This is a genomic window from Niabella ginsenosidivorans, from assembly GCF_001654455.1.
GTDB lineage: Bacteria > Bacteroidota > Bacteroidia > Chitinophagales > Chitinophagaceae > Niabella > Niabella ginsenosidivorans.
Genome location: NZ_CP015772.1, coordinates 2,138,161 through 2,157,582, shown reverse-complemented (window position 1 = coordinate 2,157,582; position 19,422 = coordinate 2,138,161). Strand labels below are relative to the sequence as shown.

The 19,422-nt window shown below is 46.9% G+C and carries 16 protein-coding genes; 8 read left to right on the top strand and 8 right to left on the bottom strand.

The window, feature by feature from the left end:
• Window positions 1-58: 58 nt before the first annotated feature.
• Window positions 59-2,455: a hypothetical protein gene (locus tag A8C56_RS09040; protein ID WP_067754768.1), complete on the bottom strand. Its 2,397-nt coding sequence runs from the start codon at window positions 2,453-2,455 to the stop codon at window positions 59-61.
• A gap of 200 nt (window positions 2,456-2,655) precedes the next feature.
• Here A8C56_RS09040 and A8C56_RS09035 point away from each other — a divergent pair, with 200 nt between their 5' ends.
• From A8C56_RS09035 to A8C56_RS09015, 5 genes are all read left to right on the top strand, one after another.
• A complete protein-coding gene (locus tag A8C56_RS09035; RefSeq protein WP_067761804.1) occupies window positions 2,656-3,210 on the top strand; it encodes a nucleotide exchange factor GrpE in 555 nt (184 codons plus the stop codon).
• Between the two features lies 1 nt (window position 3,211).
• Window positions 3,212-4,369 carry a molecular chaperone DnaJ gene (gene dnaJ, locus A8C56_RS09030; RefSeq protein ID WP_067754767.1) on the top strand — a complete coding sequence of 386 codons (1,158 nt, stop codon included), beginning with the start codon at window positions 3,212-3,214 and terminating at the stop codon, window positions 4,367-4,369.
• Window positions 4,370-4,665: 296 nt separating this feature from the next.
• Entirely contained in the window at window positions 4,666-5,517 is an 852-nt protein-coding gene (locus A8C56_RS09025) for a DUF1835 domain-containing protein (protein WP_067754763.1), read from the top strand.
• An 18-nt stretch (window positions 5,518-5,535) separates the two neighbouring features.
• Window positions 5,536-5,904, top strand: coding sequence for a DUF4260 domain-containing protein (locus tag A8C56_RS09020; protein WP_067754761.1), 369 nt, complete (start codon window positions 5,536-5,538; stop codon window positions 5,902-5,904).
• On the top strand, window positions 5,891-8,413 hold the full coding sequence (locus tag A8C56_RS09015; RefSeq protein WP_067754758.1) for a DNA gyrase/topoisomerase IV subunit A: 2,523 nt from the start codon (window positions 5,891-5,893) through the stop codon (window positions 8,411-8,413). Before A8C56_RS09020 ends, A8C56_RS09015 begins: the two co-directional genes overlap by 14 nt.
• Before the next feature lie 522 nt (window positions 8,414-8,935).
• Here A8C56_RS09015 and A8C56_RS09010 read toward each other — a convergent pair.
• From A8C56_RS09010 to A8C56_RS08995, 4 genes are all read right to left on the bottom strand, one after another.
• Complete coding sequence (locus A8C56_RS09010) at window positions 8,936-9,820, bottom strand: dienelactone hydrolase family protein (RefSeq protein ID WP_067754755.1); 885 nt, start codon at window positions 9,818-9,820, stop codon at window positions 8,936-8,938.
• 423 nt (window positions 9,821-10,243) lie between these two features.
• Entirely contained in the window at window positions 10,244-10,801 is a 558-nt protein-coding gene (locus tag A8C56_RS09005) for an isochorismatase family cysteine hydrolase (RefSeq protein ID WP_067754753.1), read from the bottom strand.
• Window positions 10,802-10,835: 34 nt separating this feature from the next.
• The gene (locus A8C56_RS09000) at window positions 10,836-12,119 is read right to left on the bottom strand and encodes an MFS transporter (RefSeq protein ID WP_067754750.1); all 1,284 of its coding nucleotides are present in this window, start codon (window positions 12,117-12,119) and stop codon (window positions 10,836-10,838) included.
• 61 nt (window positions 12,120-12,180) lie between these two features.
• Window positions 12,181-12,798, bottom strand: a complete 618-nt coding sequence (locus tag A8C56_RS08995) for a TetR/AcrR family transcriptional regulator (RefSeq protein ID WP_067754747.1) — start codon at window positions 12,796-12,798, stop codon at window positions 12,181-12,183.
• A gap of 347 nt (window positions 12,799-13,145) precedes the next feature.
• Here A8C56_RS08995 and A8C56_RS08990 point away from each other — a divergent pair, with 347 nt between their 5' ends.
• From A8C56_RS08990 to cysM, 3 genes are all read left to right on the top strand, one after another.
• Window positions 13,146-13,493 (top strand): Dabb family protein, encoded by a 348-nt coding sequence (locus A8C56_RS08990; protein ID WP_245645812.1) that lies wholly within the window; start codon window positions 13,146-13,148, stop codon window positions 13,491-13,493.
• A gap of 130 nt (window positions 13,494-13,623) precedes the next feature.
• Entirely contained in the window at window positions 13,624-14,439 is an 816-nt protein-coding gene (locus tag A8C56_RS08985; RefSeq protein WP_067754745.1) for a serine O-acetyltransferase, read from the top strand.
• Between the two features lie 180 nt (window positions 14,440-14,619).
• Window positions 14,620-15,492 (top strand): cysteine synthase CysM, encoded by an 873-nt coding sequence (cysM, locus tag A8C56_RS08980; RefSeq protein WP_067754741.1) that lies wholly within the window; start codon window positions 14,620-14,622, stop codon window positions 15,490-15,492.
• A gap of 366 nt (window positions 15,493-15,858) precedes the next feature.
• Here cysM and A8C56_RS08975 read toward each other — a convergent pair whose 3' ends face one another.
• The 3 genes from A8C56_RS08975 to A8C56_RS08965 all read right to left on the bottom strand — a co-directional run bounded on the left by A8C56_RS08975 (window position 15,859) and on the right by A8C56_RS08965 (window position 18,935).
• A complete protein-coding gene (locus A8C56_RS08975) occupies window positions 15,859-16,536 on the bottom strand; it encodes a hypothetical protein (protein ID WP_084490130.1) in 678 nt (225 codons plus the stop codon).
• A 109-nt stretch (window positions 16,537-16,645) separates the two neighbouring features.
• Window positions 16,646-17,731, bottom strand: coding sequence for an alpha/beta fold hydrolase (locus A8C56_RS08970; RefSeq protein WP_084490128.1), 1,086 nt, complete (start codon window positions 17,729-17,731; stop codon window positions 16,646-16,648).
• Between the two features lie 355 nt (window positions 17,732-18,086).
• Window positions 18,087-18,935: a class I SAM-dependent methyltransferase gene (locus tag A8C56_RS08965; protein WP_067754733.1), complete on the bottom strand. Its 849-nt coding sequence runs from the start codon at window positions 18,933-18,935 to the stop codon at window positions 18,087-18,089.
• Window positions 18,936-19,422 lie beyond the last annotated feature (487 nt).

Sequence of the window (19,422 nt, the reverse complement as noted above, 5' to 3'; positions counted from 1 at the left end):
GCACAGACGAACGCAGAACAGGGGCAGTGCATTCTGCGAAAGGTACATCCGGATACTGTTATTTTTCTTCTATCTCCTTTTCGATCATCAGCATCCTGCCATCATTGGTAACACCTTCAATCACTACCTTGAACCGCTTGCTGCGGTCATTATTATAGAAGACAACAGGAACCCTGGGACTGATGTTGGCAAGATGTATATCCGGTACCCATAAGAGGGTAATCCGATTGTCTGCTTTGGGATGATCATCTGTTTTCAGATCATAATCAGGGGCATAGAATTGCTTAATTACAGAATAGCCCTTATAGGTGATAATATCGGTTGAGGCTTCAATTGCGGCATTCAGATCAGCGCCCTTCTTCATATAAATAGCCAGCGCATTGCCACTGCCGGGCGCACCAACAAAACCAGGTAATACCTTTACAAAAGCGATCTGGTTTACAGGGATGCTTTCTATCATGGAGGCATCCGCGGGCATTTCATCGAGGTACAGGGTCATTTTGCCAGTGCCAAAGCCGCCATCCCGGTATTTTACAACATACTGGCCCTGGTCATCCCTGCTAACGGTAATGCCGGGAATGCGGCCCTGCAAATAATCAAATATATTCATTGCGCCAACGGGCTCGTTCCGCAGATCCAGTATGCGGGAATTAATGCCCCCGGAGAACAGGCCACTGGTATATTCCTGCTCCAGCTTTTCCTTATCGCTCTTCTCACGCGCCTTTACAGTAACATTGGCCAGTGTAATCCCCTCAGCCTTCAGGTAATCATTATAATCGCCTGTCATTTTATCCTGTAGCCCCGCAGACAGAGCGTTCTTAAAAGGAATAGTAAGCGGCTGCAGGGCATAATTCCTGTTTAGGGAGTCTGCATCCATCTTTACTTTAATAAACTTGCTTTTTTTTCCTTTTACATCTGAAAAAAGAATACGCATATTATCATAAAAGATTATTGAGTCCAAACGGAACCGTCCGCTGGAATCGGTCTGGAGCAGTTTGGACGGGCCACCTTTCCCCAGTGTTGTATCAACAGGGCGCATCATCAGCAGCAGATCCTTATTAGCAAAAGGCTTCCGGGTGCCTTCAATATTTACCGTGCCTTTTAAATCAATATATCCCGGGTCTTTATACTGTACCGGGGGCAATGTATTTTTGGCAACATCCGTCCATTTGAAGCGGGTCCATCCATTGGTCATCATTACCAGGTCCAGCGCTTTTTTTACAGAATCCGCATCAGAGCGGAAATAATAGGCCGGGTTATGCACATAGCCCCTCAGATCACTGTTCACAAGAAAACAGGCATAGATATTCAGCGGGCGGTAGGGCGCTGGTTCATAGTCGGCATCCGTTATGGAAACGCTGAAATCACCAATGATCGTATCCTTCAAATTCAGGGTAAACCTGTTTCTCTGGTGCGCCGTGTTATTCAGCGTATCTACGGTAAGCGTTCCGGGCAGCACATATTCCTTGTTGTCAACAAAAGTCAGCCGTTCGGCTAACGGAATGTTATCTTTATTAAAAATGGTAACCTGTAAAATGCCGGATAACAGGTTACTGGTCTGTATCAGCCCGCCAATCAGATCTTTGCCCTGTTGCAGGGGTTGTTTAAAGATCACCTGGTTCTGCATCTGCCCGATCATATAGGCTGCCCTGAACTCTTCCGGCACCCCTGCGGGATGCTCTATTTTGAACTGCTTGCCCTTAGGAGTGCTGGTAATGCTGAACGTAATGCCTTTGCCGGTTGACGCCGGTAAATCATATTGTTTGGAAGGAGCACCGTCCAGCGTTATAAAATAAGTTTCCCCGGCCTGTGGCACTAATGTAAATGCGCCCATACCATCATGCAGGGAACTAATGGAGGTGATCACTTCTCCCTTATTATTTTTCAGCTGCCCTGTAATGTTTACAGGATAGCCATTGGCATCGGTTGCTTTAAAAGCAACATTGTTTAAAAGGGTGGTTATTAAATTACCTCCTTCCGGAAAAAATTGTATGGCAACGGGTGCCGCTTCATTATTTTTAACCGTATTTTTTGCAAGCGCTCCCACAATGGCAATCTGTTTATTAAACACGAACCCCGGCTGGTTCAGCATCAGCGGGGAATAAGCTCTTAGCTGGTAAGAGCCGGACGACACCGTTTCCGGCAATTCAACCTGTCCTATTGAAACGCCCAGGTAAGCAGGAAATATCTTCCGGATCACTGTCTCCGATCTGTTATTCAGCAGTTCTACATAAATAGTGGAATTTCTCCGGCTGGGAATATATTCAGACATACAGTAAGCCTTCAGCCATATGGTCTGGCCGGCCGTATAGGACTCCCTGTCTGTATGAAGATAAATCTTTTCGATAGGGTTTTGCTGGCTCCAGTTGTTCAGGCGTTGTTCCAGGTTTTGAGAAAATGTGCAGTGCAGCAGGTGTATTCCAATAATAAGGAAAAACAGTTTTTTCAGAATCATATGGGTTCTATTATTTTTGCGGATTGAAGCTACTGATTTTTTGACTTATCAAAAGCGTAAAAGCTTAAAGCAGAAGCGTTTTTTTTTAAAAAAGAGGTGAAGTGGCAAAAAATCGGCTCAACAACCGCCATTTTGTCTTTACAGGCCCATTGGCAGCATTATTGACGGGTTAGCATAGCCAACTAAATAGGATGAAAATTATGGATAAAAACACAAATCTTCCGGAAGAGGAAAACAGTGCGTTGAATATCAATGCAGATGAAAATGTTAGCGGAACGGAACATTTGACAGATCCGTTAGAAGAATCGGATACCGATGCGCTGGAAACAGAGCTGCGCGAAAGCAGGGATAAATATATGCGGTTGGCTGCTGAATTTGATAATTTCAGGAAACGGACCGCAAAAGAAAGGATCGAATTGTTTCAGACTGCCGGGAAAGAAGTGATCACAGACCTGCTGGAAGTGCTGGATGATGCAGACAGGGCCCAGGCAGAACTGGAAAAATCAGGCGATAACGCAGCCTTGAAAGAAGGCATCAACCTGGTTTTCAGCAAGCTGAGAAGTAAATTACAGGCCAGGGGATTAAAAGCGATGGAAGCGATCGGCAAGGAGTTTGATCCCGATCTTTTTGAAGCCATTACAGAGATTCCCGCGCCCACTAAAGACCTGAAGGGAAAAGTGGTGGATGAAATAACGAAAGGCTACTATCTGAATGATAAAATTATCCGTCATGCAAAAGTTGTAGTAGGGAAATAAGATGTCAAAAAGAGATTATTACGAAGTATTAGGGGTCTCCAAATCCGCTACACCAGAGGAAATTAAAAAATCCTACAGAAAGGTGGCTATGCAGTACCACCCGGACAGGAATCCCGGAGATAAAGCAGCAGAAGAAAAATTCAAAGAAGCGGCAGAGGCTTATGAAATATTGAGCGATGCGGATAAGCGGGCACAGTACGACCGGTTTGGTCATGCGGGTGTCAGCGGCAACGGCAGGGGTTTTGGTGGCGGCATGAACATGGATGATATTTTCAGCCAGTTTGGAGATGTATTCGGAGATGACCTGTTTGGCAGCTTTTTTGGTGGTGGCAGCCGCTCCCGGGGCGGCCAGCGGGCAAGAGGCGTACGGGGCAGCAACCTGCGGGTAAAGCTGAAGCTGAATTATGAAGAAATTGCAAAAGGCATTACCAAGAACATTAAGGTAAAAAAATATGTGACCTGCACTACCTGTAACGGCAGCGGGGCTAAAGACAGGGGGAGCGTACAAACCTGTACCACCTGCCAGGGATCCGGTCAGGTACGCAAGGTGCAGAACACCTTCCTGGGGCAGATGCAAACAGTAACTACCTGTCCTACCTGTCATGGAGAAGGCACCACTATTACGGCAAAGTGCGGAAATTGTAAAGGAGAAGGACGCGTTTATGCTGAAGAAACGATTACTATAGAAGTACCTGCCGGTGTTCAGTCCGGTATGCAACTGAATGTGAGCGGAAAGGGTAATGCCGGTGAACGGGGCGGAATGCCGGGTGACCTCATTGTGCTGATTGAAGAAGAAACGCATAAAGAACTGCACCGTGAAGGCCTGAACGTGGCGTATGACCTGCATATATCGTTTACCGATGCTGTTTTTGGAACCAGTCTGGAAGTGCCTACCATTGACGGGCGGGCTAAAATAAAGATACCGCCGGGCACCCAAAGCGGTAAGATCTTCCGTTTAAAAGGAAAAGGGTTCCCCAATGTACACGCCAGCTATGAAAAAGGAGACCAGCTCATACAGGTAAATGTATGGACACCGCAGCAACTGACAGAAGAAGAAAAAGCGGCATTGGAGAGGCTTTCTGATTCTCCTAACCTGAAACCACAGCCTGAGAAGACAGAAAAAGGATTTTTTGAAAAAATAAGAGACCTGTTCAGTTAGCTTTTTCAAAGAAATTATTCAGAGAGGCTGTATCAAAAGTCGTCATTTCGGGCGAAACGCAGTGTAGCCGGGAATCTCAAATGTTTTGTATTGATTACGAGATATCTCCGTTCCGCTTCGCTTGAGCCGGTATGACGATTTCTTTCTTTTGACAACCTCTTATTTTTTTAAGCCGTATGATCATATAGCCGCAGGTTCAAAAAATACAAACCGGTGCTCATTATGAACCCTCTTTATAAAAGGTTGGGAGAGCGGTTGTTTTGCTTTAGATTTGCGACCATTATAAAACAGAGCAGATGATCCATATTGTGTTCAACCAGTCGGAGGTTGAGTTGATGAAAAAAGTAATGGAGCTGGATGATACCCTGCAAGGGGATGTTGTACAGATAAAAGACGACTTTGCCGTTGGCCCCATACTGGAGCTGGATACAGCCGAAGGGTGGAATGCCAGAGTGGAGTGGTGGAGAATGATCAGCGCCGGATCTCCTTACCCAAGTGATCTCGCAGGCAGCTTTGACGACCGCAAAACCGTAGCGGAATTAAAAGAACGCCTGGAAGCGGATCCCGAAGCAGTCATCTGGATCTGGATGGGGCAGAACCAACATGATGTCTGCGGTTATTACTGGCTGATCCCTCAGTTAAAGGAATTCCAGGGCCGGATCATGGTCTTATACCTGAACAATCTTCCGTTCATTAATGAAAAAGGGCAGCTTTTTTATCCCTCATGGCTGCATGAAATTCAGCCCAAGGAGTTCCTGAAAGCAAAAAAGCTGGCAAGGCCTGTTACGCTGAGCGAGTTTGAAATTGACCCGGATGAATGGAACCGGCTGGCTCAGGAAAGTGCCCCGGTGCGCATACTGGAAGGCGGAAAGAAGCTGGCAGGCAAAGAGGTTTCCTTTTATGATGCGGAAATCCTCAAAAACTGTACAGGAGAATGGCAGAAAGCCTCAAGGGTATTGTCCAATACCCTGAACCGGATGAAGATAAAGACCGGTGATATTTTTATTATGTGGCGGTTAAAAGAATTGATCCGTTCCGGCAAAATAGCTGCGGAAGGGGATATCGATAAAGACTGGAAAAGCTTTGATGTAAAAGCAGGCAGCGCAAAGGAACCTGCTATAACGGACGATGCTCCGGATGCAGCATAAAAAGACAGCCCAGTAAAAATGAAAAAGCTCATCAGTATAGAAGAACTGGCAATGGCGCTCCTTGCTGTTTTGGGCCTGTATCAGTTACAGGCGCCCTGGTGGTGTTACCTGCTGCTGTTACTGGGGCCCGATATAAGCATGGCCGGCTATCTGGTAAATAATAGAATAGGCGCGGCATTGTATAATTTTTTTCATCATAAAGGCTTTGCAATAATTTTGTTTGCTGCCGGTTTTTTGATGCATCTTGAGGCGCTGATGATAACAGGTCTGATCCTGTTCGGGCATGCGGCCTTAGACCGCATGCTGGGTTACGGGCTAAAACTGAACAAAGGATTTAATTATACACATTTAGGATTGATCGGAAAGAAAAAATATGAAGGACGATAAGCATTTAACGGAAGAAGTATTTGACGGAAATGAAATTACAGGCCTCCAGGGACAGTTTAAAACCTGGTTTTTAGATTATGCCTCCTATGTGATACTGGAGCGTGCAGTGCCCGCCATTGAAGACGGGCTGAAGCCGGTGCAACGGCGCATATTGCATGCGATGAAAGAAATGGATGACGGGCGTTTTAATAAAGTGGCCAACATCATTGGCCAGTCTATGCAGTACCACCCGCACGGGGATGCTTCTATTGGAGATGCCCTGGTAAACCTGGGGCAAAAGGACCTGCTGATTGAAACACAGGGAAACTGGGGTGATGTAAGAACCGGCGATGATGCTGCCGCCGCCCGGTATATTGAAGCGCGCCTGAGCAAATTTGCTTTGGAAGTAGCCTTCAATGCCAAAACCACGGAATGGCAGTTGAGCTATGACGGCCGCAAGAATGAGCCCATCACGCTGCCCATGAAATTTCCTTTATTGCTGGCCCAGGGCGCTGATGGTATTGCCGTAGGGCTTTCCACAAAAATTCTGCCGCATAACTTCATAGAGCTGATAGAAGCCTCCATAAAATACCTGCGGGGTAAGAAATTTGAGCTGTTCCCCGATTTTCAGACCGGCGGGATGATCGACGTAACAGATTATAATCAGGGCAAACGGGGCGGAAAGGTGAAAGTGCGTTCCCATATTGAAGAACTGGATAAAAAAACGCTCCTGATCAAAAGTGTTCCTTATGGCGTTACCACGGAACAGATGATCGAATCCATTGTAAAAGCCAACGACCAGGGAAAAATAAAGATCAGAAAGGTTACAGATAATACCGCGGCTGATGTAGAGATACAGGTAGACCTGGCACCGGGCATTTCACCGGATATTACGATTGACGCATTGTATAAATTTACTTCCTGCGAAACATCTATATCGCCGAATGCCTGTGTTATTGTTGATCAGAAACCGCAGTTCTTATCCGTCCAGGAATTACTGAAAATATCAGCAGACAATACCAAAGAACTGCTGAAACGCGAGCTGGAAATAAAGCTGGCAGAGCTGAATGAAAAATGGCATTACACGTCCCTGGAAAAGATTTTCTTTGAAGAAAAGATCTATAAGGAGCTGGAGAAAAAGCATGAGAACTGGGATAAAGTCATTGCAGCAATTGATAAAGCTTTTGTTCCGTTTAAAAAGCAATTGAAACGGGATATTAGCCGGGAAGATATCCTGAAGCTGACGGAAAAACCGGTGCGCAGGATCTACCGGCTGGATATTGATGAGCTTAACGCGCAGATTAAAGGGCTGGAAGCAGACATTAAGCAGGTAAAGCACGACCTGAATAACCTGACCGATTTTGCTGTGGCCTATTTTGAAAACCTGCTGAAGAAATTTGGAAAAGGCAGGGAGCGCAGAACGGAGATCCGGCAATTTGAGGTTATTGAAGCCCGCAATGTTATTATTGCCAACACCAAGCTCTATGCAGACCGTTCCGGTGGTTTTGTGGGTACGGGCTTAAAGAAAGAAGAGTTTTTGTTTGAGTGCTCCGAGCTGGATGATATCATTGTGATCACCAGGCGCGGCATTATGAAAGTGATCAAGGTATCCGACAAGACCTTTGTCGGAAAAGATATTCTGCACGTGGCCGTTTTCCAGAAAAATGATGAGCGTACCACCTATAACATGATCTATGTGGATGGCAAGACCGGGATAAGCTATGCCAAGCGTTTTAATGTAACCGGCGTTACGCGGGATAAAGTCTATGACCTTACAAAAGGAGATGATAAAAGCAAAGTGCATTACCTTACGGTAAATCCCAACGGGGAAACGGAAGTGGTTAAAATTACGTTGAGCCCCAATTCCTCTGCCCGTATAAAAGAGCTGGAATTTTATTTTGAGGAGCTGGCCATAAAAGGGCGCAGCAGCATGGGCAACCAGGTTACCAAATACCCGATCAAATCCGTTAAGTTCAAAGAGGCCGGCAGGGCCACATTAAGCGGGCGCAAGCTGTGGTTTGATGATAAGTTCGGGCGGTTAAGTGCGGAAGAAAAGGGTCAGTACCTGGGCATGTTTGAGCCGGATGACCGCATCCTCGTTATTTATACGGATGGTTATTATGAAATAACCGACCAGGAGATGACCCAGAAGCTGGATGCGGAAAAAGTACTGCTGATTGAACGGTTCGACCCTGAAAAAGTGATCACCGCGGTTTATGTAGATAAAAAGCTGTTACAGTTCAATGTAAAACGGTTTAAGATAGAAACTTCTACCCTTAAAAATAAGTTCCTGTTTATTAAAGAAGGTGAGGGCAACTATGTAGAATGCGCTGCAACAACGGCGGAGCCTGTATTACTGGTACAAAGCGGCAAGGGTAGCCAGATAAGAAGCGCCAAGTTCAAGCTGGCAAAGATGACCGACGTTATGGGCTGGAAGGCCGTAGGGGCCAAGCTTACGGACTATAACAAATCTGTTGTAATGGAATGGGTGGAGCATGAAAAGCCCACCAGCCAGCAGGAATTGTTTTGATCAACGGCCGTTTGCATGTCCGCGAATGCCGCTGCCGGGTGAATTGTTTCCCGGGAAAAAGATTTAGAAAAGAATAAGGCTATTCCCTCCTGATGAACCGTGATTCCATTGCAAACCTTCCCGTGCATTGTCAGCCTGAGTTTTTTATAAGGGGCCTGATCAATGAGGCGATGACAAACACGCTTATGATCACCCTGAAGATGTCATCCCGGACCTGTATAAATAGATGCCGAAACAATTCCGAACTATCGGAACGGCATGACAAAAAGAAAGATTGATTTCCAAAACAATAACACATCTGTCATTGGCAGTCTGTCATGGTAAGGTTGCGGCTCTTCGGCAGGCTGTTACTAACAAGTGTTGTAAGTTGTTGGAAATGCATTTACATCAGAAACGCCATTCCGGCTGGAGCGGAATGAGCGGAGGCATTTCTCTGATAATAGCGTTGCAATTAAGTACTTCCTGCCCCGCCGGGAGGTGTGTTTCTCAAAGTGGTCAGAACCTGTGCATATTTTGAAAGCGCTATAGCTTTTCTTTAAAAAAACTGATCGTTCGCTGCCAGGCAAGTGTTGCTGCTGCTTTATCATAACGTGGAGTGGTATCGTTATGAAAACCGTGGTTAACGTTCGGATAAATATAGGCTTTAAACTCTTTTTTATTTGCTTTAAGCGCTTTTTCATATTCAGGCCAGCCTTCGTTTACATGGGTATCCAGACCGGCATACTGCAAAAGGAGCGGGGCTTTAATGGCGGGCACCTCATCGGCGGCCGGCTGCGTTCCATAAAACGGAACAGCCGCGGAAAGTGTAGGGATGCGTACGGCCATCATATTAGCGATCCAGCCGCCAAAACAGAATCCTACAACACCTACTTTTCCGTTCACATCTTTATCCTGTTTCAGATATTCATATCCGGCAATAAAATCTTCCAGCATTTCATTCTTATCGCGTTTGCTCTGCAGCTCCCGCCCTTTGTCATCATTACCGGGGTAGCCACCCAGCGGTGTCAGCGCATCAGGGGCTAAAGCCACAAAGCCCGCCATTGCTGCCCTGCGGGCCACATCTTCAATATAAGGGTTCAGTCCCCTGTTCTCATGAACTACCACGATGCCACCTGCTTTTTTGGTCAGGCCTTTGGATTTTGCCAGCAGCGCTCTTATTTTCTTTCCTCCCTTTGGTGAGGCATAGGTAATATAGGTGGTATCTAACGCGGGGTCGTCCGGCGAAACCTGCAACGTGCTTTTATAGTCCGGCATTAAAAAGCCCATTAAAGAAGCTACAGTAAGACCCCCTACAGCATAGGCAGATAACTTCTGAACAAAATCGCGCCGGTTGATACGGTTGTGCGCATAGTCATCATAAAGGTCAAATACTTCCTGCCGGATATCTTCTTTTTTTATTTCCTGCATGTGGATCAATTTTACTGTACTAAGTTAACGATTTATGGAGTAAAGGTCCGCGCGAATAATGGAAAGCAGGGCAGATGAATAAATCAGCCATCTTCACCGGAGCTATCGGAACACCACCTATTCAGTCATTAAAAGGGTGAATTCAGAAAGTAGCCCTATTTGTATGAATGACTTACACCTTTTAGAGTCATCAAAACCTGTTCAATAAGTAATGTCATGCTGAGTCCAAAATAACCGCAGGGTCAAGTTCATTGAATCCGAACACTCGGATGACGATTAAAAAAAACTTGTCATCCGGATGAACTTAAATGCAACGCTTTTATGCTTGCCTCAGGGTAACATCCTGTTATTATTGCTTACAGCATTTCTCATTAACAATTTGTTGAACTACGAACCATGAAAGCCATTCTGCGAATACCGGTATTAAGCAGGAGGCCATTCGTTAAGTGCAACCACTGCTGCCTGCCTGGGGAATACTTTAGTGGTCAGTACCCGGTGCACTTCCTCATCGCCATCTGCACAGCAATCGGCGATCACTGTTAACTGGTAATCTTTGTCAGCCGCTTCCCTCAGGGTAGATAAGACAACGCCGCTTGTGGCAATACCGGTTAATACTAAATGCTGAATGTCCTGTGCGCGCAATACCACTTCCAGGTCGCTGCCCGTAAAAGCGCTTATCCGGCGCTTGGTAACAACGATGTCGTTCTCCAGTGGCGCAAGATCGGGGTGGATCTTGATCCATTCTTCCATGCTGGCATTTGCCATTCTTTCTTTTGCTGCTGAAAAACCGATATTACGGCTGGTGATCTCAGGCATTCCTTCCCTGAAGCCCACCACTACATAAATTACGGGGAGCTGCCGTTTGCGGGCGGTTTCGATGGCTTTGGCCACGTTGGATATAAATGCCGGAGCGCCGGGAAATGAACCCAGAATAGATGCCTGCATGTCCATTACCAGTAATGCTGTTGTTGATTGTTCCATATGCTGCTTTTTATGTGGATAAAATTTTGCTGAGCTATGCTTTTTCCAAAAGACGCTCTTCTGCTGCTTCCAGCTGTACCTGGTTTACAGGAAAACTTTTCTTTTTCTTACGCAGCAGCCTGAAGAAAATAAAGGAGATGATAATACCGAGAATGCCCTGGCAAAGGATGGTATTGGGCGCACCGATCTTTTCGGATACCGCACCTACAAGAAGGCTGCCTAAAGGCAGCATACCAAATATTGCCGTTAACAAAATGCTGATGGCCCGGCCCCGCATTTCACGGGAGGCTTCAGACTGTACAATAATATTACAGGTGGTAAACTGTGCCACACCGCCAAAGCCGGTAACCACAGCGAAGCCCATAGCCGGTACAAAGCTGCTGGTGTAGGAAAAGCAAACCAGGCCAATGCCAAGAATAGCAGTGCTTGCCAGCAGCATCCGCCTCATGGAAGCATTTTTTTTCAGGGAAGCCAGTAAAACAGTGCCGGCTACGGCCCCGATCCCTATAAAGCTGGATATATAGCCGAAGGTTCTGGCATTGCCCTTAAAGATCTCTTTTGCATACACCGGAATCAGCGTGTCATAAGGCAATACCAGCAGTCCTGTAATGCTGAGCATTACAATGACCATTCCGATAGAAGATTCCTGCCTCAGGTACCGGAATCCTTCTGCCAGTTCCGCAAACACGTTTTTACCGGTACGTTGTATATCCGTTTTCTTAGGCTTTTTCATAAAAAAAATAGAAAGCATCACCCCGCCAAAACTGGCGGCATTGATGAGGAAGCAGGTACCGGGGCCAAATTTTTCCAGTATGATGCCGGACAGCGCAGGGCCCAGTAATTTTGAAAGGCTTGCCATGGCAGCGCTCAGGGAAAGGGCACTTGGCAGGTCGGCCGGATCGGCAACCATTTCATTGATCATGGATTGTCTTGCCGGTACATCATAGGCATTGATGATACCCAGTATCACACTAAGTGTTAATATTTCCCAGACACCGCCGTGCCTGGTAATGACAAGTATCGCCAGTAATACGGCCTGGATCATGGAACTGACCTGGGTAATATTAATGATTTTAAACCGGTCATGCCTGTCGGCTGCCACGCCGCCAAACGCAGAGAACAGGAAAGAGGGAAACTGTTCTGCAAAAACCGTCAGCCCCAGCATCCATGCGGAATGGGTCATGCTGTAAACCACCCACACAACCGCTGTTCGCTGCATCCAGGTTCCGAACTGGGACACGGACCGGCCGATAAAATATAAGGTATAATTGGTACTTCTGAATGCCCTGAAAGTGCTGATCTTACTAATACTGCTCATATATCCTCACCTGTTACTTCCTGACAAAAAATGTAAAATTGTCAAACCGGTAATAAAAAAATTATTCTTTCAGCCATTTTAGGGTTACAGCCGTCAGTGTATCAACGGTTGTATGCAGCTTGCTGAAATCATTTTCGTATGCCATTTCGCGCTTGATGCCGCGGATGCTGCTTAATAAAATAAAAATAAGGGTTTCCTGTTCTTTGGGTTTAAGGGCACGCACCTCCCGGCTTTTAACAGCAGCCGAAAGGGCCTGTTTCAGCAAGGCGGCCTCGGCTTTCATGAGGCGCTGGTGCAACCCGATCATAATTTTAGCGTGGTTCGATTTTTCTTCCACGTTCATTCCTGCTTCAATGGCGGTAAAGAGGGGCTTTTTTTCTTCAGAGGTCCTGATCTTTGCCAGGCAGAAAGCGCGGATCTTACCGGCTATTGTACCGGCCTCCTCCATGGCTGTTTCCATTTCATGAAGCACTTCTGCCAGTAAAGCATCCATTACGGCTTCAAAGATCTCATCCCTGTTTTTATAATAATAATAAATGGAGCTCCTGCTTTTGCCAATAACCCTCGACACATCATCCATGGTCACTTTCTTCAGTCCGTGCTTTAAGTACAATTGTAATGCTGCCTGCAGGATCTGCCCTGGAAGAATATCCACTTCGGTATCGGTTGCTGAAGACATGTCTATCTGATTTTCTGCAAAGTTATCCCAAAACTGACAAATAAACAAAATTTGTCAATATGATTTTTGGGTGTCTTTGTTCATAGTTCGTCTTGAACTTACAACTGATCACTGAATGCTAATAACTGACGGCTGATGACTGACTGCCGCATTATTTTTCATTAAAATCCTGTAACTTGAAGCCCGAACAATGCTCCGGCCGGGTTGCCACCGGCTGAGATCAATACCAGGTAATATAAATATTTTTACGGCGATCATTGATTTTTGCCATGTCTCAACAACGAAACAATTTATCCCGCAGAACGTTCATAAAAAATGCAGCCGTATTGGCCGTAGTTCCACTCGTCATGAATAATCATCCAATTTCTCAGCAACAACCGGTCATCCATCACGTTTTCTTCTGGCTCAAAAACCCGGAATCGGAAGCAGATAAAAAGGAGCTGATTACCGGAATAAAAACATTGAAGACCATTCCACAGGTACAGCAACTGCTCATTGGCACACCTGCTTCCACTTTAAAACGGGACGTGGTGGATAACAGCTTCCAGGTTTCGGAGCTGGCCTATTTCAACAGCGTTCAGGATCAGGATGCCTACCAGAAGCACCCGGTGCATGTAGCCTTTGTTGAAAAATACAGCCATTTATGGGAGCGGGTAGTGGTGTATGATATGGCAACAGGAATAACCGGGAAATAGACCGCCCTTTTACAGGTTTATAATTATTGGTTTCCGGCAGGCAGACGGTTCAAACACCTGTTAGCGCTCCATATAGTTTTGGCAATTCGTTTTACTTTCATTTCTATTTATTATGTTAGTTTTGTAAGGTATGGATGAGCGTAGAGCCGATTTTTATCAGAAAATATTTGAATCGCAGAAAGGGGTACCGTCAGTACCGCCCAATCAGGTACTGGCTGCCTGGGCCGATTCGCTGATCTGCCTGCTGTTTCCTGAACGGGCAGATTGTTTTCCTATTAATGCAGAGGAAGTGGAGCATAAGCTTGGACTGCGGGAAAAAGAGCTGGCAGCTATTTTAGCTGTAACGGAAACCTGCCGGGAGGGTGCTAAAAAAGCGCATAGTTTTTTCCGGCAACTCCCGGAGCTGTACCACGTATTGAATACAGATATTGAAGCCATTCTTTCCGGTGATCCGGCGGCGAAAACCCGTTTTGAGATCATCCGTGCTTACCCGGGTTTTTTTGCTATTGCATATTACCGCATTGCCCATGGGCTGCTGTTATCGCATATACCGCATCTGCCCCGTATCCTTACGGAGCACGCGCATGGTATTACGGGCATAGATATCCATCCCGGCGCCGTCATCGGCGAATATTTCTGCATCGACCATGGCAGCGGCACCGTTATAGGGGAGTCTACCTTTATCGGCAATCATGTAAAGATCTACCAGGGCGTTACCTTAGGCGCACTGAGCGTGGAAAAGACCATGATGAACAGCAAGCGGCACCCCACGGTGGAAGATGGCGTGGTCATTTATTCCAATGCCACCATTCTGGGCGGCGGCACCGTTATTGGCGCCAACAGCATTATAGGAGGTAACGTATGGCTTACGCGCAGCATTCCGCCGAACTCCAAGGTATACCATCGCCCTTCTATTGACCTGGTAGAGCAGGATCTGCTGGAGTAACGGAGAGGAATGCAGAATAAGAATAAGAACTTTTAAATAAGAAAGGAGAAGGAGTAGTCCGCATACGGATTCTGATAGACCGCTGTCGGAGCTGATGACTGATATCAGAAAACTAAAAACCAACTCCTGATTCGCTGAACCGGCATTCAAAATTTTAATTCAAAATCCGTAATTTTTAATATGGCTTCTTTACTGGACCTGGTGGGCAATACGCCCATGGTAGAGTTGAAAAGACTCAATCCCAATACCGATGTAAAAATATACGTCAAGCTGGAGGGTAATAATCCCGGCGGCAGTGTAAAAGACCGCGCGGCATTGAACATGATCTCCTCTGCACTGGAACGGGGGGATATTAAACCCGGAGACAAGATGGTGGAAGCTACCAGTGGTAATACAGGCATTGCCCTGGCCATGATCGCCCGGTTCTATAACCTGGAGCTGGAGCTGGTAATGCCGGATACCTCTACGCGGGAGCGCACTCTTACCATGAAAGCTTTTGGCGCCAATGTAACGTTGTTGAATGGTATGGAAACCTGCCGCGACTATGCTGAGGCCAAGGCGGCAAGGGGAGAGGCTTTTATCCTTAACCAGTTTGCCAATGCCGATAACTGGGGCGCGCATTATAAGACCACAGCCCCGGAAATATGGAGAGATACCAACGGTACTATTACCCACTTTGTAAGCGCTATGGGCACCACAGGCACTATTATGGGCTGCTCCCGGTTCTTAAAAGAACAGAACCCGGGGGTACAGATCATCGGCTGTCAGCCTTCTGAAGAAGCTTCGATACCCGGCATCCGCAGATGGCCGGAGGCGTATCTGCCCAAAATATTTGATCCCAGCCGGGTAGACCGGGTGCTGGATATTACAGAAGAAGAAGCTATCCAAACCACGCGGCAACTGGCAAAAGAAGAAGGCGTATTTGCGGGTATGAGCTCAGGTGGCGCAGCCTCCGCGGCTTTCCGGCTGGCAAGGGAAATGGAAAGCGGCACCATTGTATTTATTGCCTGCGACCGCGGCGACCGTTATTTGAGCAGCGATCTTTTTGGGTAGCATCACCGGACTAAATGCAGGTACGTTGTATCCCCCTGGTGAAGACAGGAACGTTGGTTTTAGGGATATAAAAATGAGAGTGGTGTTTTCCTCCCCCCATCGAAGGCGCATTTGATTTGTAGTCCTGCCTCCTCCAAGAGGAGGATAATGCAGTTGCGCTTAATTCGTGCAGGCGCTATAGCACTTTCAAACTAAAAGCAGGGTTCATTGTCCCCCGCTGGCGGAGGCCGGAACACCGGCTTTAAGGATAGTACAACTGGGGGTGGATATTTCCTCCCCCCAGTTGAAGACGCATTTTGTTTGTAGTCCTGCCTCTCCGGGAAGGAGATAATGCAATTGCTCTTAATCCGCGCAGCCAATATGAAACTATTTCCGCTTCAATTTAAACCCTGCTATAATCATCCAGATCATTCCCAAAAACCGGCCAATGGGCAACAGGATGGATGTGCCAGGGAACACAATATTCAACATTGACAATACGGAAATAGCGGCGATGACCAACCCGCTCCACATGAGCCACCGGGGCAACAGGCGTGCTAAGCCAGCAGTTACGGAAAGACCGGAAAGCAGCAGGCCCGATAAAGCCACATACCCGGTGCCGCCAGTGACAAAAGCAAGAAGCTGCAATGCTCTTGTAGTGCCGGGCGCATCAGTAATAACAGGTTGGGAGAGGATCCAGGAGCATAACCCGGAAAGAGCCAGCAATATGGCAGCACCATATCCGCCAAAAGTGGCTATGTTGAGACCCCCGCGGTGGATGCCCCGGTTGCTGAGGCGATTGGTAAAAAACGCGGTGAAGATGCCCAGGGGCAATGCAGACCAAAAAAGGAACAGCGCATGCACCTGTATAATAGAATGATATTGCTGGTAATAGGCCTGCGCTTTTTGTACCGGATCATATGGGGTGGGATAGGAAGCTCCGGCCGTTCCGGAAATGGTATAGATCATGCCCACGGCAAATAAAATAAAATAAACGGTTGCCAGGATGCCTGGTGATGGGCTGCGCTCAGTGCTGCCCGCTGTTTCAGAAGCATTGGAATTCATAATAAAAATGTTTTAGGGTTTATTAGAATAGTACTGACCTTGGCATGTTTGAAGATTGCCGGCAGATACTTTAAAAATGTGTTTATAACCGGACCTGATGACATACTGTTTATTGCTTTACTTCCTGGTTTAAAAAGCGGATCAAAGCTGTATTCAGTTCCTGAGGTCGTTCCTGCTGTATCCAGTGCCCGCAGCCCTCCAGGAGGATGATCTTTCTAAGGTTGGGCAGGACCTGTTTCATCGGTTCTGTGCTGCCGAATCTTACAGCGGCTTCTTTGGCACCGCCAATAAACAATACCGGCTGCTGAATGTCTTTCTTATACACTTCCTTTAACCGGGGGTAATCTGCATCCGTATTCCGGTAAAACCCCAGTGCGCTGCTCATGCCCGTTTTTTTATAGGCATTTACATAATAATCAAGGTCAGGTTGGCTCAGCCATGCAGGCAGGGCATCTGTTGTGGGCAAACTAGTCAGTAACCGGTCATCGGGTGTGGTCTTCGTGTACAGTTTTTCAATAGTACCTTCCGGTGCATTGCCGGAAAGGCCGTAAAAGAATCCTTTAAAAAAGCCTTCCGGTTTTTTTTCAAACTCGGCTTCCACAATGCCTTTTCGTTCAAAATTGGTAAATACGCTCGGCCATTGCCGGCGGATCACTGCCGGGTCTCTTGGTTCCGGATAAAAGGGAATACTAAGGGCGGCTACAGCACTTACCGTCTCAGGATAAAGCTGTGCCATCAGCCACACCAGATTGGCGCCCCAGTCATGACCTGCCAGTACGGCTTTTCCATCGCCAATGTGATCAATAAGAGCTTTTACATCGCAGGCATGCTGAAACAGGCTGTAATCTGCTACTAGGGATGTGACTTCCGATGCTCCAAACCCTCTCAGGTCCGGGGCAACGGCATGATAACCGGCCTGTGCAAGGGCGGTGAGCTGATGCCGCCAGGAGTACCATAGCTCCGGGAAGCCATGAAGCAGCACTACAAGCGGGCCTTTGCCGGCTTCTGCATAATGATAACGGATACCATTAACAGTTATGTACTGATGCGTGATCTGTGTGGAGTCGTTTGCTGTATTCATTGTCTTGTTGTTTAGCGGGTTTATGAAAACGGGGGTTGTGGCATGGGCCGGCAGATCCTGTGCGGTAATAAGGCCGGCTGCCATTAACAATATGTCGTAATAAAATTTGTGCATAATAACAGCGTTTAAGAGATGATCATTATTGTTTTCTTATGACAATATTAATAGCACGATACAGGCAATAGTATGGTGAAGCGACCTGTCTGAAGGATGTGTAGACAGGAGGCGGAATTGTAGAGATGAAAAAGGGCGCCTGGAGATTTGAGCGCAGCAACGCTTTGTCTTTGAGGTGATTTATTACAGCTAACCGCCAATCCGGCGATTTGGATTGAGGGCAAAAAGCAGTACCGGAAGTTTATACATAGCCAGCGCGGGGATTCATTTGTGAATAGCTGCAAGAAGCAGAGCAGCAGTCCCGGTTACAACCAATTTACTGCGCCCGTCAGCAAGGCAAAACAAAATGCTTTTATTATGTAGCTGCCACCAGGAACAGTTCCCCGCTGGCGGGTAGCAGGCCATCCGGGCGGTTGGCAAAATACAATGCCTCCAGGTCTTTGGTTGTAATGATCTTTGCTTCTTTAAATCCTGCTTCTTTCGCTAACGTCAATACTTCTTCCGGTGCAAAAAAACTCAAAAAAGGTGTTCCCGCCTCCCGGGCACCTTTTTCGGCTATTTCCTGTAAAGGCTGATCTTCCTTGTCCATCAGCCGGAGCGGTAAGTAAAAGGTCATGACTAATACAGAACCAGGCGCTAAAGTGGCCATCTGCTTCAGGGCGGCGCTGATTGCTTCTCTGGTAAGATAAAGGGTTACGCCTGTGCAGGCTACCACTGCAGGTTTATGCAGATCAAAACCGGCTTTTAATAATTCGTCCCACCAGGAAGCTTTTTCAAAATCGACCGACACAAAATGAAGATTTTCAGGAATACCAAAGCCCAGTTCTTTTAACCGTTGCTGTTTCCAGGTTTGTGTACCTGGCTGGTCTATTTCATAGATCTGTAATTTGAAGGCAATATCCGGCTGCCGCTGGGCAAAAGTATCCAGCCCTGCACCCAGGATCACGTACTGGCCAATCCCCTGCCGGCTTTGTACTATGATCAGGTCTTCAATAAAACGGGCACGGGCTACCATAGATGCCCGCAGGCGTTTGGTAAACTCCGCATGCATATCCGGGCGCTGCTGCCAGCCTTCTTCCGGAGCAATCAGCCGGAGGCCCGTGGTATCCTCAATAATGTGCGGCGCAGCATCTGTTTGTACATGCAGCGCCCGCCATAAGGCCGTTCTTACCGCCGTGTTATCCGGCTTATTTATGGTTTCCATGCCGCTAACATACTACTTTTCAGGAAAAGCAGGTAACAGCATCTTTGCTTTGGATCAGGATTGGTGGGGTAGTATAGCCGGCTGCTGACGGAGGAGGCTACCAATTCATCTGGTGACAAAATAGTAGTGACAGTTTCATTTTGTCACAAACAGATTGTCACAAAATGTTACAAAAAACGGTGCGGTAGCCGGGGGATATTATTGCGGTGCGTACAAGCAGGATTTCTTCAGTAACAGTCCGGTAAGCGCACTATGCCACCAAGGTAATAATGTAAGCACTTAAAGCTACAGAAAATAAGGCCGGCGTATTTCAGGCATGGACCAGAGCATTTTGGATTACAGTTTTCGTAAAAACCGTTTGTTACCAGGCGGCATATTTGTCTGAAAAACGGTATGGGTAAGGGCATACCTAATTGTTGAACACATGAAAGTTTAAAGGCTCCTGAGACACGAAGCGGGGCAACAGCCGCAAAGATATACCGGATTA

Bases quoted from the DNA above. Each gene is read 5' to 3' on its own strand.
- A8C56_RS09040 (WP_067754768.1), bottom strand. From the start codon at position 2,455: ATGATTCTGAAAAAACTGTTTTTCCTTATTATTGGAATACACCTGCTG.
- A8C56_RS09035 (WP_067761804.1), top strand. From the start codon at position 2,656: ATGGATAAAAACACAAATCTTCCGGAAGAGGAAAACAGTGCGTTGAAT.
- dnaJ (WP_067754767.1), top strand. From the start codon at position 3,212: ATGTCAAAAAGAGATTATTACGAAGTATTAGGGGTCTCCAAATCCGCT.
- A8C56_RS09025 (WP_067754763.1), top strand. From the start codon at position 4,666: ATGATCCATATTGTGTTCAACCAGTCGGAGGTTGAGTTGATGAAAAAA.
- A8C56_RS09020 (WP_067754761.1), top strand. From the start codon at position 5,536: ATGAAAAAGCTCATCAGTATAGAAGAACTGGCAATGGCGCTCCTTGCT.
- A8C56_RS09015 (WP_067754758.1), top strand. From the start codon at position 5,891: ATGAAGGACGATAAGCATTTAACGGAAGAAGTATTTGACGGAAATGAA.
- A8C56_RS09010 (WP_067754755.1), bottom strand. From the start codon at position 9,820: ATGCAGGAAATAAAAAAAGAAGATATCCGGCAGGAAGTATTTGACCTT.
- A8C56_RS09005 (WP_067754753.1), bottom strand. From the start codon at position 10,801: ATGGAACAATCAACAACAGCATTACTGGTAATGGACATGCAGGCATCT.
- A8C56_RS09000 (WP_067754750.1), bottom strand. From the start codon at position 12,119: ATGAGCAGTATTAGTAAGATCAGCACTTTCAGGGCATTCAGAAGTACC.
- A8C56_RS08995 (WP_067754747.1), bottom strand. From the start codon at position 12,798: ATGTCTTCAGCAACCGATACCGAAGTGGATATTCTTCCAGGGCAGATC.
- A8C56_RS08990 (WP_245645812.1), top strand. From the start codon at position 13,146: ATGAATAATCATCCAATTTCTCAGCAACAACCGGTCATCCATCACGTT.
- A8C56_RS08985 (WP_067754745.1), top strand. From the start codon at position 13,624: ATGGATGAGCGTAGAGCCGATTTTTATCAGAAAATATTTGAATCGCAG.
- cysM (WP_067754741.1), top strand. From the start codon at position 14,620: ATGGCTTCTTTACTGGACCTGGTGGGCAATACGCCCATGGTAGAGTTG.
- A8C56_RS08975 (WP_084490130.1), bottom strand. From the start codon at position 16,536: ATGAATTCCAATGCTTCTGAAACAGCGGGCAGCACTGAGCGCAGCCCA.
- A8C56_RS08970 (WP_084490128.1), bottom strand. From the start codon at position 17,731: ATGCACAAATTTTATTACGACATATTGTTAATGGCAGCCGGCCTTATT.
- A8C56_RS08965 (WP_067754733.1), bottom strand. From the start codon at position 18,935: ATGGAAACCATAAATAAGCCGGATAACACGGCGGTAAGAACGGCCTTA.